Below are 13,658 nucleotides of genomic sequence, written 5' to 3'. Positions count from 1 at the left end.
TCTCACTAAACTCGTCGCTGCCCATGCCTATTACACCCCTTGCCAGTCGTCCCCACGATCACTCCCACTGCGTGCACACCGCGCTGTCCGAGGCCGACGCCATCTGCGCGCGCCAAGGGTTGCGCCTGACCGCGCTGCGTCGGCGTGTGCTGGAATTGGTCTGGCAGAGCCACAAGCCGCTGGGCGCCTACGACATCCTGGCCGTGCTCAGCGAACAGGACGGCCGCCGTGCCGCGCCGCCAACGGTCTATCGGGCGCTGGATTTCCTCTTGGAAAATGGCCTGGTGCATCGCATTTCGTCGCTGAACGCCTTCGTCGGCTGCAACCATCCAGAGCACGCCCACCAAGGCCAGTTCCTGATCTGCCGCGAATGCCACGCCGCCATCGAGCTGGAACAGAAGTCCATCAGCGATGCCATCATCGCCAGCGCCAAGGAAGTCGGCTTCGTGGTCGACACCCAGACCGTCGAGGTGGTCGGTCTCTGCTCCGGCTGCCAGGGGGCCTGATGAGCAATGCGTTGATCCGCCTCGAGCAGGTGGCCGTGACGTTCGCCGGGCAGAACGTGCTGGACAACATTCACCTGAGCGTCGAGCCGGGGCAGATCGTGACCCTGATCGGCCCCAACGGCGCCGGCAAGACCACCCTGGTGCGCGCCGTGTTGGGTTTGCTCAAGCCCGACAGCGGCAGCGTCTGGCGCAAGCCCAGGTTGCGCGTCGGCTATATGCCGCAAAAACTTCACGTCGATCCGACGCTGCCACTGTCCGTGCTGCGCTTCCTGCGCCTGGTGCCGGGCGTGGACCGCGCACGGGCCTTGGCCGCGCTCAACGAAGTCGGCGCCGAACAGGTGATCGACAGCCCGGTGCAAAGTGTCTCCGGGGGCGAGATGCAACGCGTGCTGCTGGCCCGCGCCCTGCTGCGCGAGCCTGAATTGTTGGTGCTCGACGAGCCGGTTCAAGGGGTCGATGTGGCGGGGCAGGCCGAGCTGTACAGCCTGATCACGCGCCTGCGCGACCGCCATGGCTGCGGCGTGCTGATGGTGTCCCACGACTTGCACCTGGTAATGAGCACCACCGATCAGGTGGTCTGCCTCAACCGCCACGTCTGCTGTTCCGGGCATCCCGAGCAGGTCAGCGGCGATCCGGCCTTTGTCGAGCTGTTCGGAAAAAACGCACAAAGCCTGGCGATTTATCACCACCACCATGACCACGCCCATGACCTGCATGGCTCGGTGGTCAGCGCCCCTTCCGCTTCCAATCATGTTCATGGAGATGGCTGCAAGCATGGCTGATTTTCTGTTGTACGCCCTGCTCGCAGGCCTGGCACTCGCCCTGGTCGCCGGCCCCCTGGGTTCGTTCGTGGTCTGGCGGCGCATGGCCTATTTCGGCGATACCTTGTCCCACGCCGCCTTGCTCGGCGTGGCCCTGGGGTTTCTGCTGGATGTCAGCCCGGCGGTAGCAGTGACCGTTGGTTGCCTGTTACTGGCGGTGGTCCTGGTGACCCTGCAACACCGCCAGCCACTGGCGTCCGACACGTTGTTGGGCATCCTCGCGCCGAGCACCTTGTCCCTCGGACTGGTGGTGCTGAGCTTCATGCATGACGTGCGCATCGACCTGATGGCCTATCTGTTCGGCGACCTGCTGGCGATCAGTCCGACGGACCTGTCGTGGATCCTGGGCGGTAGCGCGGCGGTGCTGCTGTTGCTGGTGGCGCTCTGGCGACCATTGCTGGCCGTCACCGTGCACGAAGAGCTGGCCCGGGTCGAAGGCTTGCCTGTGCTGGGTTTGCGACTGGCGCTGATGCTGCTGATTGCGGTGGTCATCGCCGTGGCGATGAAAATCGTCGGTGTGTTGCTGATTACGTCATTGCTGATCATCCCAGCGGCTGCGGCACAGCGTCACGCCCGCTCGCCCGAGCAGATGGCGCTCGGCGCGAGCGTGCTGGGCATGCTCGCGGTGTGTGGCGGCTTGGCACTTTCCTGGTTCAAGGACACCCCGGCCGGCCCGTCGATCGTGGTCAGCGCCGCCGCGTTGTTTCTGCTGAGTTTTGTCCTGCCTCGTCGAGGGGTGTAGACTTGCTCGCTTTTTGCGCAAATAGAGAGTCGCAGGAATGAAGCCGTTCGCCTCCCGTTATCTGCTCCTTGTCGCATTTTCCCTGCTGCTGGGCGCTTGCCAGAGTACACCGCCGGTCACCCAGGCTCCCGATACACGGGGCCCGGCCATCGCGCAGCTCGAGCAAAGCCTGGCCAGCAATGAACTGGCCACCGCTGAAGACCAGCTGGCGACCTTGCAAGCCCAGTCGCCCGAAGACCGGTCGCTGGAACCCTACCAGCGGCAATTGGCCGAGGCGTATTTGCGCCGCAGCCAGATCGACTTGCAAAAAGGCGACGTAAACGCCGCCGCCACCGCCCTGAGCCGTGCCCGGGCGTTGATGCCCAAGGCCCCGGCCCTTACCGGCGAGGTCAACAGCGCCATCGCCGAAGCCCGCAAGGCCGACCTGGAAAAAGCCGAGGCCGACCTCAAGGCCGCCGAAGCCAAACCGGTCGCCAAAGTCATCGACCCGAGCGCCGCGAGCACCACCGTTGCGCTTAATATCGGCGATATCCAGAAAATGCGGCGCCAACTGGACGCCATTGCCGCTGATGTGGTGAATTATCAGTGTGATGTCAGCATCCAGGCGCCGCGCACCGATGATTATCCTTGGCTGGCGACTTTGCTGACCAAGCGGGTTAAAAAGCTTGATCCGGGGTTTGAACTGAATCTACGCAAGCAGACCCTGCGCAATGTGCCGGCGCAGATGGTGCTGACACCGCGCAAGCCTTAACAGCATCGTCGGAACGCCGCCCGGAGCAAGCTCGCTCCCACATTGGATCTAGGTTTAGTGATCGACACCTAACCCTGTGGGAGCGAGCTCGCTCGCGATAGCGCTCTACCAGACAACAAGTCTCTTTCAGACACTCATCAAGCCGGAATCGCCTTCGCCTTAGGTTCCCGCGCCCACACCCGATGCTGGGCAATCGCATCGAAGAACGCCTGGAACTTGCCAGCATCCGCGTCAGGAATCAGCCCCGCATCCGCCTCCAGCTTCAACAACACCAACAATTGCCGGGCTTCGCCATTCAGCGCGATGGCCTTCAGGTGCTTGTAGGCTTCCAGCAGGTAATGCAACGCCACACCATCGCCGCTCAAGGCCTTGATCGACTCCGCGCCACCCGGCACGAACACCGCATCAAAGGCAATAGACGGCAACCCTTCCATGGACGCATCCACCGGTAGTGTTTTCCCATCAGCGGTGGTCACTGGCGCAGAAGTCGGCCCCAGCACCTTGGCGTGGGCGCCCTTCGCTTTCAAAGCCTTCTTGAGCGCATCGATGATCGCCCCATCGACACCGTTGGCCACCAATACCGCCACTTTGCGCGTCTTGATGTCGCCGGACAGCAGGTTCGCCTGGCTCAAGGCCGGGGACTCCTCCAACGATGGCGTCGGAACATCGACAGTGCCCGCGGTCGGTGCTGGCAAGCCGAGGTTTTTCGCTACCCGCCCGGCCAGTTCCAAGTCGATGTTGGCGAGAATCTCATTGACCTGCCGCGCCCGGATGAACTCCCGCTCCACCTTGCCCAGCTCGAAGCTGTAGGCCGCGATGATGTGCTCTTTTTCGTGGGGGCTCATGCTCTTGTAGAACAACCGCGCCTGGGAGAAATGGTCGGCGAACGAATCGCTGCGTTGGCGGATCTTGTAGGCATCGATACGCTCTGGATAACTTTCGAAGCCGCCGTCTTCCGGGCCGGGCGGGGTTTCCTTCGGCCAACCGCCGTCGATGGAGTTCGGCTCGTAGGACGCACGCCCCTTATCGATGGTGGTGCGGTGCATGGCATCGCGCTGACCGTTGTGCACCGGGGTGATCGCCCGGTTGATCGGCAGCTCATGAAAATTCGGCCCACCGAGTCGACTGATCTGCGTATCGGTGTAGGAAAACAGCCGACCTTGCAGCAATGGGTCGTTGGAAAAGTCGATGCCCGGCACGATATGCCCGGGGCAGAACGCAACCTGTTCGACCTCGGCGAAGAAGTTGTCCGGGTTACGGTTGAGCACCATCTTGCCCAGGGGCGTGATGGGCACCAGCTCTTCAGGGATGATCTTGGTCGGGTCGAGCAGGTCGAAGTCGAACTTATGCTCGTCTTCCTCGGCGACGATCTGCACGCCGAACTCCCATTCCGGGTAGTCGCCCATCTCGATCGACTCCCAGAGATCGCGACGGTGGTAGTCGGTATCTTTACCCGCCAGTTTCTGGGCTTCGTCCCACACCAATGAACACGTCCCGGCTGTAGGGCGCCAGTGGAATTTGACGAAGCTGCTTTTGCCTTCGGCGTTGATCATGCGGAAGGTGTGCACCCCAAAACCCTGCATGGTGCGTAGGCTTTTTGGAATGGCCCGATCAGACATCGCCCAGATCACCATGTGCGCCGATTCCGGCACCAGCGAGACAAAATCCCAGAACGTGTCGTGGGCCGAGCCGCCTGTAGGAATTTCGTTATGGGGCTCGGGTTTTACCGCGTGGACAAAGTCCGGAAACTTCACCGCGTCCTGAATGAAAAACACCGGCATGTTGTTGCCCACCAGGTCGAAGTTGCCTTCGTCGGTGAAGAACTTCACCGCGAAGCCGCGCACGTCCCGCACGGTGTCGCCGGAACCCCGTGGACCTTGCACGGTGGAAAAGCGCACGAACACCGGGGTTTTCTTGCTCGGGTCCTGTAGGAAACCAGCCTTGGTCAGCGCCGAATGCGCTTCATAGCTCTGGAAGTAGCCATGGGCGCCGGTCCCACGGGCGTGAACGATGCGTTCCGGGATGCGTTCATGGTCAAAATGCGTGATTTTTTCACGCATGATGAAGTCTTCCAGCAGCGACGGCCCCCGGGCGCCGGCCCGGAGGGTGTTCTGGTTATCGGCGATCTTCACGCCCTGGTTGGTGCGCAACGCCTGTTCAGTGGCGTCGGAGCGAAACTGTTCCAGGCTCTCGAGCTTGGCGTTGGTGTTGCCGCGATCCAGGGTGTCGGTCCCGGCCAGTTGGCTCTTGTTGACCGTGGGCTTTTTGGTACTCATCAGGCATAACTCCTCTTTGCGATCCCGGAGGCCAGGACTCTTGAGTTCGATACCGCAGGTTCCGTACCCGGGCATTTTCGAGTGGCTTAATGAGTGACCGATGCCGTTTGGCCGTGTTCCTTTTTTATGGCCTTTGATCGCGTTATTGCCAAATGACTGGTCCGATCGCAAATAAATGCTAAGAACCTCTATACGGACAGGCTAAAATGCGCGCCCGGCTAACCGCTGATCCTTTTCCAACGCGCCCCACAAGGTTCGCTACGTGATCGAGTTTCAAGACGTCCATAAAACCTACCGGGTCGCCGGTAGGGATATCCCCGCCCTGCATCCGACCAGTCTGACGATTGAGAACGGTCAGGTCTTCGGCCTGATTGGCCATTCCGGTGCGGGAAAAAGTACCCTGCTGCGCCTGATCAATCGCCTGGAAGATTCCACTGGCGGCAAGATCATCGTCGACGGCGAGGAAGTCACCGCCCTGGACGCCAGCGGTCTGCGCCGCTTCCGCCAGCAAGTCGGGATGATCTTCCAGCACTTCAACCTGCTGGCGTCCAAGACCGTGGCCGACAACGTGGCGCTGCCGCTGACGCTGGCGGGTGAATTGTCCCGCAGCGAAATCGACCAGCGCGTCGCCGAGCTGCTCGCCCGCGTCGGCTTGTCCGACCACGCCAAGAAGTACCCGGCGCAGTTGTCCGGCGGCCAGAAGCAGCGCGTCGGCATCGCTCGCGCCCTGGCGACCAAACCCAAGATCCTGCTGTGCGACGAGGCCACCAGCGCCCTCGACCCGCAGACCACCGCCTCGGTCCTGCAACTGCTGGCGGAAATCAACCGCGAGCTGAAGCTGACCATCGTGCTGATCACCCATGAAATGGACGTGATCCGCCGGGTTTGCGATCAAGTGGCGGTGATGGACGCCGGCGTGATCGTCGAGCAAGGCCCGGTGGCCGAGGTGTTCCTGCACCCCAAGCACTCGACCACCAAGCGTTTTGTCCAGGAGGACGAGCAGATCGACGAAAGCGAACAGCGCGACGATTTTGCCCACGTGCCCGGACGCATCGTGCGTCTGACATTCCAGGGCGACGCGACCTACGCGCCATTGCTCGGCACCGTAGCCCGGGAAACCGGTGTGGACTACAGCATCCTGGCCGGTCGCATCGACCGCATCAAAGACACCCCCTACGGACAACTGACCCTCGCCATCACCGGCGGTGACATGGAGGCGGCGTTCGCCCGCTTCACCGCGGCCGATGTCCACATGGAGGTGCTGCGCTAATGGAACTGTTGAGTTCGTTCTTCTCCAACATCGACTGGCTGGAAATCTGGCTGGCCACCGGCGACACCTTCCTGATGCTGTTCGGTTCGCTGTTGTTCACCGTGCTGCTCGGCCTGCCCCTGGGGGTGTTGCTGTTCCTCTGCAGCCCGCGCCAGTTGCTCGAAGCCCGGGGTGTGTATGCGCTGCTGTCGCTGATCGTGAACATCCTGCGTTCGCTGCCGTTCATCATCCTGTTGATCGTGATGATCCCGTTCACGGTATTGATCACCGGCACCTCCCTGGGCGTGGCAGGCGCGATCCCACCGCTGGTGGTCGGCGCCACACCGTTCTTCGCCCGCCTGGTGGAAACGGCCCTGCGCGAAGTCGACCGCGGCATCATTGAAGCGACCCAGGCCATGGGCGCCACCACGCGGCAGATCATCGTCAATGCCTTGCTGCCGGAGGCCCGTCCAGGCATTTTTGCCGCGATTACGGTGACAGCGATTACGCTGGTGTCTTACACGGCCATGGCCGGTGTGGTGGGTGCCGGTGGCTTGGGCGACCTGGCGATCCGTTTCGGTTACCAGCGTTTCCAGACCGACGTCATGGTGGTCACGGTGGTGTTGCTGCTGGTGCTGGTCCAGGTGCTGCAAACCGTGGGCGACAAACTGGTTGTGCATTTTTCTAGAAAATAAGGCCTCGCGGCCAATAAACCATGAGCCGGCCATTCGCTGGCAGGCGCCAAGAGCAGGCGCCTCACAAGGAGTTAGCTGAATGAAGAAACTACTGGTTGCCTTCGCTGCCGCCGCAGCGTTTTCCGCCCACGCCGCCGACACCCTGACCGTCGCCGCAACGCCGGTGCCGCACGCGGAAATCCTCGAATTCGTCAAACCGGCCCTGGCCAAAGAAGGCGTCGACCTGAAGGTCAAAGTCTTCACCGACTACATCCAGCCGAACGTACAGGTCGCGGAAAAGCGCCTGGACGCCAACTTCTTCCAGCACCAGCCGTACCTGGATGAGTTCAACAAGGCCAAGGGCACGCACCTGGTGAGCGTGGCCGGTGTGCACCTGGAACCCCTGGGCGCGTACTCCAGCAAGTACAAGAAGCTCGACGAACTGCCAGGCGGCGCCAACGTGGTAATCCCGAACGACGCCACCAACGGCGGCCGTGCGCTGTTGCTGCTGGCGAAGGCTGGGGTGATCAAGTTGAAGGATTCGAACAACATCCTGTCGACCACCAAAGACATCACCGAGAACACCAAGGATCTGAAATTCCGTGAGCTGGAAGCGGCGACCATTCCGCGGGTGCTGACCCAGGTGGATCTGGCGTTGATCAATACCAACTATGCGTTGGAGGCGAAGCTGGATCCTTCCAAGGATGCGTTGGTTATCGAAGGTAACGACTCGCCGTATGTGAACATCCTGGTGGCTCGTGAGGATGACAAGGACAGTGAGGCGATGAAGAAGCTGGTTGCGGCGTTGCATACGCCGGAAGTGAAGGCTTTTATTCTTGAGAAGTACAAAGGCGCGGTTTTGCCGGCGTTTTGATCTGATCGGCGGTGAAAAAACGGGGCTGCGTGGGAATGCAGGCCCGTTTTTTTTGCTCGGAAGTATGCGGCGTTAAGGAAAGGCCCTCAAGATCATGGGCATCCATCACCGTGATTGACATAGCGATTGTTCCGCAATAATGATTGTCCCAACGCATGAGGGTGTGACTCTCGTGCCTACCTTCCGAGGCCCGCTTGAGAGAAATCTCTGCGGGCTTTCGTGTTTCTATGACAAGGAATCTGGTCGCTATGACGCATTACGTCGCGTACCTGGACAAATTCGGGCACCTCGGCCAGTACGTCTCACGCCACCATCCAAGGTACAAAACGCCTCCCGCTTTCGGGTTTGCGGGCCTGATTCTGCCGGCTACCGAAGTCCGCAAGTTCGCAATCTACTAATGCCCCTCATGATTTTTGTTCCCTTGAAACGAGCACAAATAAAGCACACCCAACATAGGATGCCGGGTGTGCTTTTTGAGAGGACGTTTATCTGCTATCGCGGATCAACGTTATCCAACACCCGATTCGCCAACAATGAACTCAATTCGATCAATTGCTGGATACCGAGAGCAATATGACGGCGGGGGCCTTCCAGGTCGAAGGCTAGGTTGCTGACCATCGCGTCGGCTGCCGCCAAGGTTTCGCTGAGGTTGGCGAGGAGGGATTCGTTGTCGGCGTTTTTGGCGACGGTGAAGAGCTGGCCCGGTTGGGACGCATCTTCTGATTTTTCCGGTTTTGGTAGCAGGTAGTAATCCAAGGCGCGATTGGTGGCTTCGTCGTGCTTTTTGGCCTTGGATTTGGTGTGCGGGGAAGTGCGGTCCGCCTCTGGCGGATTCGGTGTAGGTTTGAACATGTACTAAGTCCTATAGGTGAAGCCGCAGCCCTCTAGCTACTAAACAAGGGGAGGCAGCTGTACGCAGGTTAGTAGACCGGGGACTTAGCAAGCCGGCGCGCCCGAGGGCGCCCTGCGCACAGCCGCCATCAAATACAGGCATGGAGACACCTGTCTGACGGAGCTAATGCACCTACTAAGTACCTCGGGCTACTAAACCCGACCACTGATGGGCAGTGGCAGGAAAACGATAGAACCCGGGGACAAGGCGCACAAGCGGGCGGATTCTGGCGTAGTTGTAGGTAATGGCGCAAGGATGTGTAGCTTGATGGAGGGATCACGCCAGCGGAATAAACAGGGCTTGGTTTTGGCCCGTAAATTGGGGCTAGACGGGTTTGCGGTTGGGGTTTGAAGTGGTGATGCGGTTTTGTCTGTAGGCGTTTTTCGGGGTGGAGATGCCCGCTTGCTCGATACGTGAATGGTTGCTTGTCTTTCGGTCCGAAAAGGTGGGAACGACGACGCAGCCTTTTTCAGCAATCACTTGCTCCCGAACCCTGTCAGGATTCGCCCATTGTCCGGGCCGAATGAACCATAGGATCTGCTTCATTGTTCAACAACCCTCATGATAAATTCCCCGCCGCGACCTCTAATCAATAGAGGGCATTCAGGGAGAGAAGTAAGTGATCAAGTCTTTGTTGGTTGGGGCATTGCTGGCAATGGCATCAGCATCGGCATCTGCGATGAGTTGCGATAATCCTAGAAACGCCTATGACAGGACCTATTGCGCGTCGCTGAAAATGGTTCAGTCGGATCAGGAAATCAACGAGCAGTACAAGAAGACCATGAGTGCCCTGAACCCGGATCAAAAGAAAAAAGTGAAAGCTGCTCAGATCCAGTGGATCAAAAATCGTGACAGCGCCTGTTCCAACGATGGCCTGCTCTACCTGGACTGTGCCAATGAGAAGACCGAGGCGCGTATCGTCATACTCAAGGCTGTCGAGCGCGAGTGCCGTGCTGCCGGTTGCGACGACGCCAAGCTGTCGCAAGTCGAGTAACCCGTAAACAACGTCGGGCTTGCAGTCGTATCCCACGAAAAACCCGACGTAAAGCGTCGGGTTTTTCTTTGGTGGGTTCATCTGCTATCGCGGCTCAACTCGCCCTTGCTCCTTCTTTCATGCCTGACGCAGGCTGGTCATGATCAGTGCTACGCAGCACCGCGCTCGACCATGGCACGCCATGCCTGGACGCTGGAGCGTTCCTCCATCCCGGCATGCCATGCTCGAAGCGCCACGCACTCTTCAGGCACGGCGAGTTGCACCAACGAGGCGAAGATCATGCCGCCCAGTACCGCAATGTCGGCCATCGAAAACTTGTCGCCCGCCACAAAGGGCCGGTCTTTGAGAAGGTTGTCGAAATAGCGCATGCCCCTGATCGCCTTATCGCCCATCCGGGCGCCCCACTCGGCATTCTGGTACAACTCGACATCGGGGCCGAGGCCAGGCGTGGCATGGTGGAAGTACGTGCTGACGGCGTCGAGAAACTCGATCTCGGCACGTTTGGTCATCATATGGATGATGCCTTTTTCAACAGGCGTTTCGCCCGTCAGCGTCGGATGACCGTCCAGGCTATCCAGGTACTGGGTGATCGCCGTGCACTCGGCGATCCGCGTCCCATCGTCCAGCTCCAGCACGGGCAGTGTCCCGGAGTAATTGATGGCCAGGAACTCGGCTTTCTTGTGCTCACCGGCCCAGAGATTCACCGGTACGAATTCGATGTTCGGCAGCAATCCTTTTTCCGCCAGCGCAATGCGGACTCGGGCGGGGTAGGGGCCGTTGAACCAATCGTAGATTTTCATCGTAGGAACAGTGGAAACATCAACGCGCTGTTGTGGGGAAGTCATGATTCGAGCACCTGCCTGTCAATTGGTAGGCAAAGATTGAGCCGCCGATTCAGCGCTGTCAATCCCCTACCTGACAATTGGCAGGTAAACAGATCTGCGCGTAGAATTGCGGTTACCTGAGTGAGTCGAATCTCGAAACGAGGCTGCAACGTGAACGAAAATGCTCGAGAAGCCATCTTGGCGGCCGCGAAAGCCGCTGCCCAACTGCACGGTTACAGCGGTATCAATTTCCGTAGCATTGCCGACCAGGTGGGCATCAAGAACGCCAGCATTTACTACCACTTTCCGAGCAAGGCAGGCCTGGCTGCGGCGGTTGCTGAACGCTATTGGCAGGACGCGCTGCGCATGCTCGGAGAGATACGCGCCGCCAATACCGATCCGAAGGCGTGCGTGCGGCTGTATCCCTCCATTTTTCGAAAGTCGCTCGAGGACGGCAACAGGCTTTGTCTGTCCAGCTTCATGGCAGCCGAATACGAAGACCTTCCCGATGAAGTGTCGCGAGAGATCAGGGCTTTTGCGGACGTCAACGTGGCGTGGCTCGCCCAGGTACTGGCAGATGCTGGAACAGGTAGCGCAGAAGAATGTGAACGCCGAGCCCGCGCCATTTACACCGCTGTTGCGGGTGCCCAGTTAATCGCACGGACGCGGGCGGATGTCGGCCTGTTCGATGATCTGATTTTGAGCTACCGGCAAGCAGGGTTGATTCCAGCCTGATCCTGTAAAGCGGATGATGCCGTTTGGCTGTAGGAATGGTGGGCGCTACTTCGCAGCCCAGCGGGAGCAAGCTCCCTCGCCACGGGGTTTTGTTCAATCGGGGCCGTGGGTGTAATTCAGTTGTTTGCATTGGTGGCCGGGTGCCACAATCGCCATTTTAGTTGCATCACGATCAGGTGGATCAAATGGATGGCCCAAGATCTCGGAACGGCCAAGCTTTTTTCATAGCCGAACAGGTGCGAACTGACCGATTGCAGCAACTGTTTCGCCAATCCGTTTCTGCGGTTTTTGGCAGTTACCTGGCTGCCATCATGTTGAGCTGGCTGTGTTGGGATCGGTTTGAGCACAGCGCTATTCTTTGGTGGCTGGGCATCCTGACCGCATCGACGCTGTTGCGTATCGCGATGTTCGTCGCCTATTTTCGCAGCCCCGAAAGTGAGCGTACGCCTCAACGCTGGGAGCGCCGATACTGGATCACGCTGGTGTTATCCGCCAGCATCTGGGGCGGTGGGGCGTTTGTGGTCATGCCGGCAGACGATCTGTTGTCCCAGGCGTTGGTCATGCTCTTTACCGTCGGCATGACCGTCAGCGCGGTGTCCTGCTATTCGGCCTACCGCGATATGACGCTGGTCTCCATTGGCCTGGTGCTGTTTCCATGCACCGTCTGGCTGCTGTTTCAACCGTCCCCGATCCAAGTCGGCATGGCCCTTTCGATCGTGGTGTTCGCGGCATTTGCGGCCCGCGCCACGCACAAAATGTCCCAGGCACTGGAAATCGCCTTTCGTCTTACCCGTGAAATGGAACAGGCGAACAGCATTTCAACCCGCGCCGCACAAACCGATGAACTGACCGGCCTGAAGAGTCGGCGGGCTTTTTTCGAGCATGCCCAGCAGCTTTATGACGAATGCAAGACCAACCGGTTAGGGTTGTGCGCCGTCATGTTGGACATGGATCACTTCAAGCACATCAACGACACCTACGGCCATCAGGTCGGGGATCAGGTTTTGCGCGAGATGGGGCTGGTCATCAGTTCGTCGTTTCGGGCGACGGACATTCACGGCCGGCTGGGTGGGGAAGAGTTCGCCATTCTGCTTCCGGACACGTCCATCGAAGTCGCCACTCAGATTGCGGAGCAGCTCATCGATACGATTGCGAGGTTGATGATCGAGCCTGTTCACTGCATAACCGCCAGCCTTGGCGTCGCGTCGGCGGAGGCCTGTAACAAGGATCTGCACAGCTTGATGAACGATGCGGATAAGGCCCTGTACCGGGCGAAGGCGTTGGGGCGCAATCGGGTCGCTGTTGCTTAGTCGGGTTGGCTTTGCATCATTAGCCGGAATTTGATCGCCCCACGCTACATCACATTCCAGAAGCGGAACGCTGAGCGTCCCTGGCGGCGTTCCCACGCGGGAGCGTGGGAATGATCGAGAACCCCTGAACGCCCTCTCTTCAAAGGCCTGCAACTACGCAGGCACTCACCCCTGGCACATCCTTCTCCTTGGCTCACCTCGCGGCGGGTGAAACTGCGCGGCCCCGAAAATAAATTCCTTTTTAGATCAATTGGTTAATTCAAAATTGATAATTTTTTGAAAATTTATCTTGCGCGCAAAGTATTTGAGCGTTAACTTTATCCCAACTGGTTAGCGCACAAACATTTAGCGCAGGCCAAACCCGAACTCGATCAGCCCATTCAGTAAGAGGAAACACCATGAACGTTCTCTATACCGCAGTCGCAACCTCCACCGGTGGCCGTGATGGCCGCGCTGTTTCCAGCGACAAGATTCTCGACGTGAAACTGGCCACGCCAAAAGCCTTGGGTGGTGCCGGTGGTGAAGCCACCAACCCTGAGCAACTGTTCGCAGCCGGCTACTCGGCCTGCTTCATCGGCGCACTGAAGTTTGTCGCCAGCCAGAGCAAACGCAGCATTCCTGCCGACGCCTCGATCACGGCACACGTTGGCATCGGCCAGATCCCTGGTGGTTTCGGTCTGGACATCGACCTGCACATCAACCTGCCAGGTCTGGATCAAGCCGACGCCCAAGCGTTGGTCGACGCGGCTCACCAGGTTTGCCCGTACTCCAACGCGACACGCGGCAACGTCGACGTCCGTTTGCACGTCACCGTCTAACTCACTCACATACGAATAAAAGGATCAGGACATGAACACTTTCCACAAAACTCTCGTTGGCTCGCTTCTGGCACTGTCCCTCGGCAATGCGTTCGCGACTTCTTTTGTTCAACCTACGTTCGCTGAGGGTGGCTCGGATCGACTGATCGAAAAACGTGTAGCTGAAGGCGGCTCGGATCGTCTGATCGAAAA

15 protein-coding genes are annotated in these 13,658 nt (G+C 59.3%); 11 read left to right on the top strand and 4 right to left on the bottom strand.

Annotated features, from left to right (window positions below):
• Positions 1–23 precede the first annotated feature (23 nt).
• The 4 genes from zur to BM317_RS23915 are packed head-to-tail and all read left to right on the top strand — an operon-like array spanning position 24 to position 2,820.
• Positions 24–506 carry a zinc uptake transcriptional repressor Zur gene (gene zur, locus BM317_RS23930; protein WP_058544822.1) on the top strand — a complete coding sequence of 161 codons (483 nt, stop codon included), beginning with the start codon at positions 24–26 and terminating at the stop codon, positions 504–506.
• Positions 506–1,288 carry a zinc ABC transporter ATP-binding protein ZnuC gene (gene znuC / locus BM317_RS23925; RefSeq protein ID WP_060739886.1) on the top strand — a complete coding sequence of 261 codons (783 nt, stop codon included), beginning with the start codon at positions 506–508 and terminating at the stop codon, positions 1,286–1,288. The genes zur and znuC overlap by 1 nt, the downstream gene beginning before the upstream one ends.
• On the top strand, positions 1,281–2,069 hold the full coding sequence (gene znuB, locus BM317_RS23920) for a zinc ABC transporter permease subunit ZnuB (RefSeq protein WP_092200121.1): 789 nt from the start codon (positions 1,281–1,283) through the stop codon (positions 2,067–2,069). The genes znuC and znuB overlap by 8 nt, the downstream gene beginning before the upstream one ends.
• Positions 2,070–2,106: 37 nt before the next feature.
• Positions 2,107–2,820, top strand: a complete 714-nt coding sequence (locus BM317_RS23915) for a PA5502 family lipoprotein (RefSeq protein ID WP_092167889.1) — start codon at positions 2,107–2,109, stop codon at positions 2,818–2,820.
• 137 nt (positions 2,821–2,957) lie between these two features.
• Here BM317_RS23915 and katE read toward each other — a convergent pair whose 3' ends face one another.
• Entirely contained in the window at positions 2,958–5,096 is a 2,139-nt protein-coding gene (gene katE / locus BM317_RS23910) for a catalase HPII (RefSeq protein ID WP_092167893.1), read from the bottom strand.
• Between the two features lie 262 nt (positions 5,097–5,358).
• Here katE and BM317_RS23905 point away from each other — a divergent pair, with 262 nt between their 5' ends.
• The 3 genes from BM317_RS23905 to BM317_RS23895 all read left to right on the top strand — a co-directional run bounded on the left by BM317_RS23905 (position 5,359) and on the right by BM317_RS23895 (position 7,893).
• Positions 5,359–6,366, top strand: a complete 1,008-nt coding sequence (locus tag BM317_RS23905) for a methionine ABC transporter ATP-binding protein (RefSeq protein WP_092167897.1) — start codon at positions 5,359–5,361, stop codon at positions 6,364–6,366.
• Positions 6,366–7,040, top strand: coding sequence for a methionine ABC transporter permease (locus BM317_RS23900; RefSeq protein ID WP_003196204.1), 675 nt, complete (start codon positions 6,366–6,368; stop codon positions 7,038–7,040). Before BM317_RS23905 ends, BM317_RS23900 begins: the two co-directional genes overlap by 1 nt.
• 79 nt (positions 7,041–7,119) lie before the next feature.
• A complete protein-coding gene (locus tag BM317_RS23895; RefSeq protein WP_092167902.1) occupies positions 7,120–7,893 on the top strand; it encodes a MetQ/NlpA family ABC transporter substrate-binding protein in 774 nt (257 codons plus the stop codon).
• Between the two features lie 492 nt (positions 7,894–8,385).
• On the opposite strand, the gene BM317_RS23890 is transcribed toward BM317_RS23895, so the two are convergent.
• Together BM317_RS23890 and BM317_RS30415 are read right to left on the bottom strand one after the other, a co-directional pair.
• The gene (locus tag BM317_RS23890) at positions 8,386–8,745 is read right to left on the bottom strand and encodes a DUF6124 family protein (RefSeq protein WP_092167907.1); all 360 of its coding nucleotides are present in this window, start codon (positions 8,743–8,745) and stop codon (positions 8,386–8,388) included.
• A gap of 364 nt (positions 8,746–9,109) precedes the next feature.
• Complete coding sequence (locus tag BM317_RS30415; protein ID WP_139236061.1) at positions 9,110–9,331, bottom strand: hypothetical protein; 222 nt, start codon at positions 9,329–9,331, stop codon at positions 9,110–9,112.
• Positions 9,332–9,404: 73 nt separating this feature from the next.
• Here BM317_RS30415 and BM317_RS23885 point away from each other — a divergent pair, with 73 nt between their 5' ends.
• Positions 9,405–9,779 carry a lysozyme inhibitor LprI family protein gene (locus tag BM317_RS23885; RefSeq protein WP_092148941.1) on the top strand — a complete coding sequence of 125 codons (375 nt, stop codon included), beginning with the start codon at positions 9,405–9,407 and terminating at the stop codon, positions 9,777–9,779.
• Between the two features lie 149 nt (positions 9,780–9,928).
• On the opposite strand, the gene BM317_RS23880 is transcribed toward BM317_RS23885, so the two are convergent.
• Entirely contained in the window at positions 9,929–10,624 is a 696-nt protein-coding gene (locus BM317_RS23880) for a glutathione S-transferase (protein WP_092476511.1), read from the bottom strand.
• A gap of 150 nt (positions 10,625–10,774) precedes the next feature.
• Between BM317_RS23880 and BM317_RS23875 the strand changes: the two genes are divergently transcribed.
• The 3 genes from BM317_RS23875 to BM317_RS23865 all read left to right on the top strand — a co-directional run bounded on the left by BM317_RS23875 (position 10,775) and on the right by BM317_RS23865 (position 13,466).
• Positions 10,775–11,338: a TetR/AcrR family transcriptional regulator gene (locus tag BM317_RS23875; RefSeq protein WP_092476509.1), complete on the top strand. Its 564-nt coding sequence runs from the start codon at positions 10,775–10,777 to the stop codon at positions 11,336–11,338.
• A gap of 185 nt (positions 11,339–11,523) precedes the next feature.
• Positions 11,524–12,648, top strand: coding sequence for a GGDEF domain-containing protein (locus BM317_RS23870; RefSeq protein ID WP_092167917.1), 1,125 nt, complete (start codon positions 11,524–11,526; stop codon positions 12,646–12,648).
• A 398-nt stretch (positions 12,649–13,046) separates the two neighbouring features.
• A complete protein-coding gene (locus tag BM317_RS23865; protein WP_003196182.1) occupies positions 13,047–13,466 on the top strand; it encodes an organic hydroperoxide resistance protein in 420 nt (139 codons plus the stop codon).
• Positions 13,467–13,658 lie beyond the last annotated feature (192 nt).

This window comes from Pseudomonas sp. NFACC24-1, from assembly GCF_900115235.1.
Taxonomy (GTDB): domain Bacteria; phylum Pseudomonadota; class Gammaproteobacteria; order Pseudomonadales; family Pseudomonadaceae; genus Aquipseudomonas; species Aquipseudomonas fluorescens_AA.
Note: the sequence above shows the minus strand (reverse complement) of the source record. Positions and strands in the feature narration are given on the sequence as shown.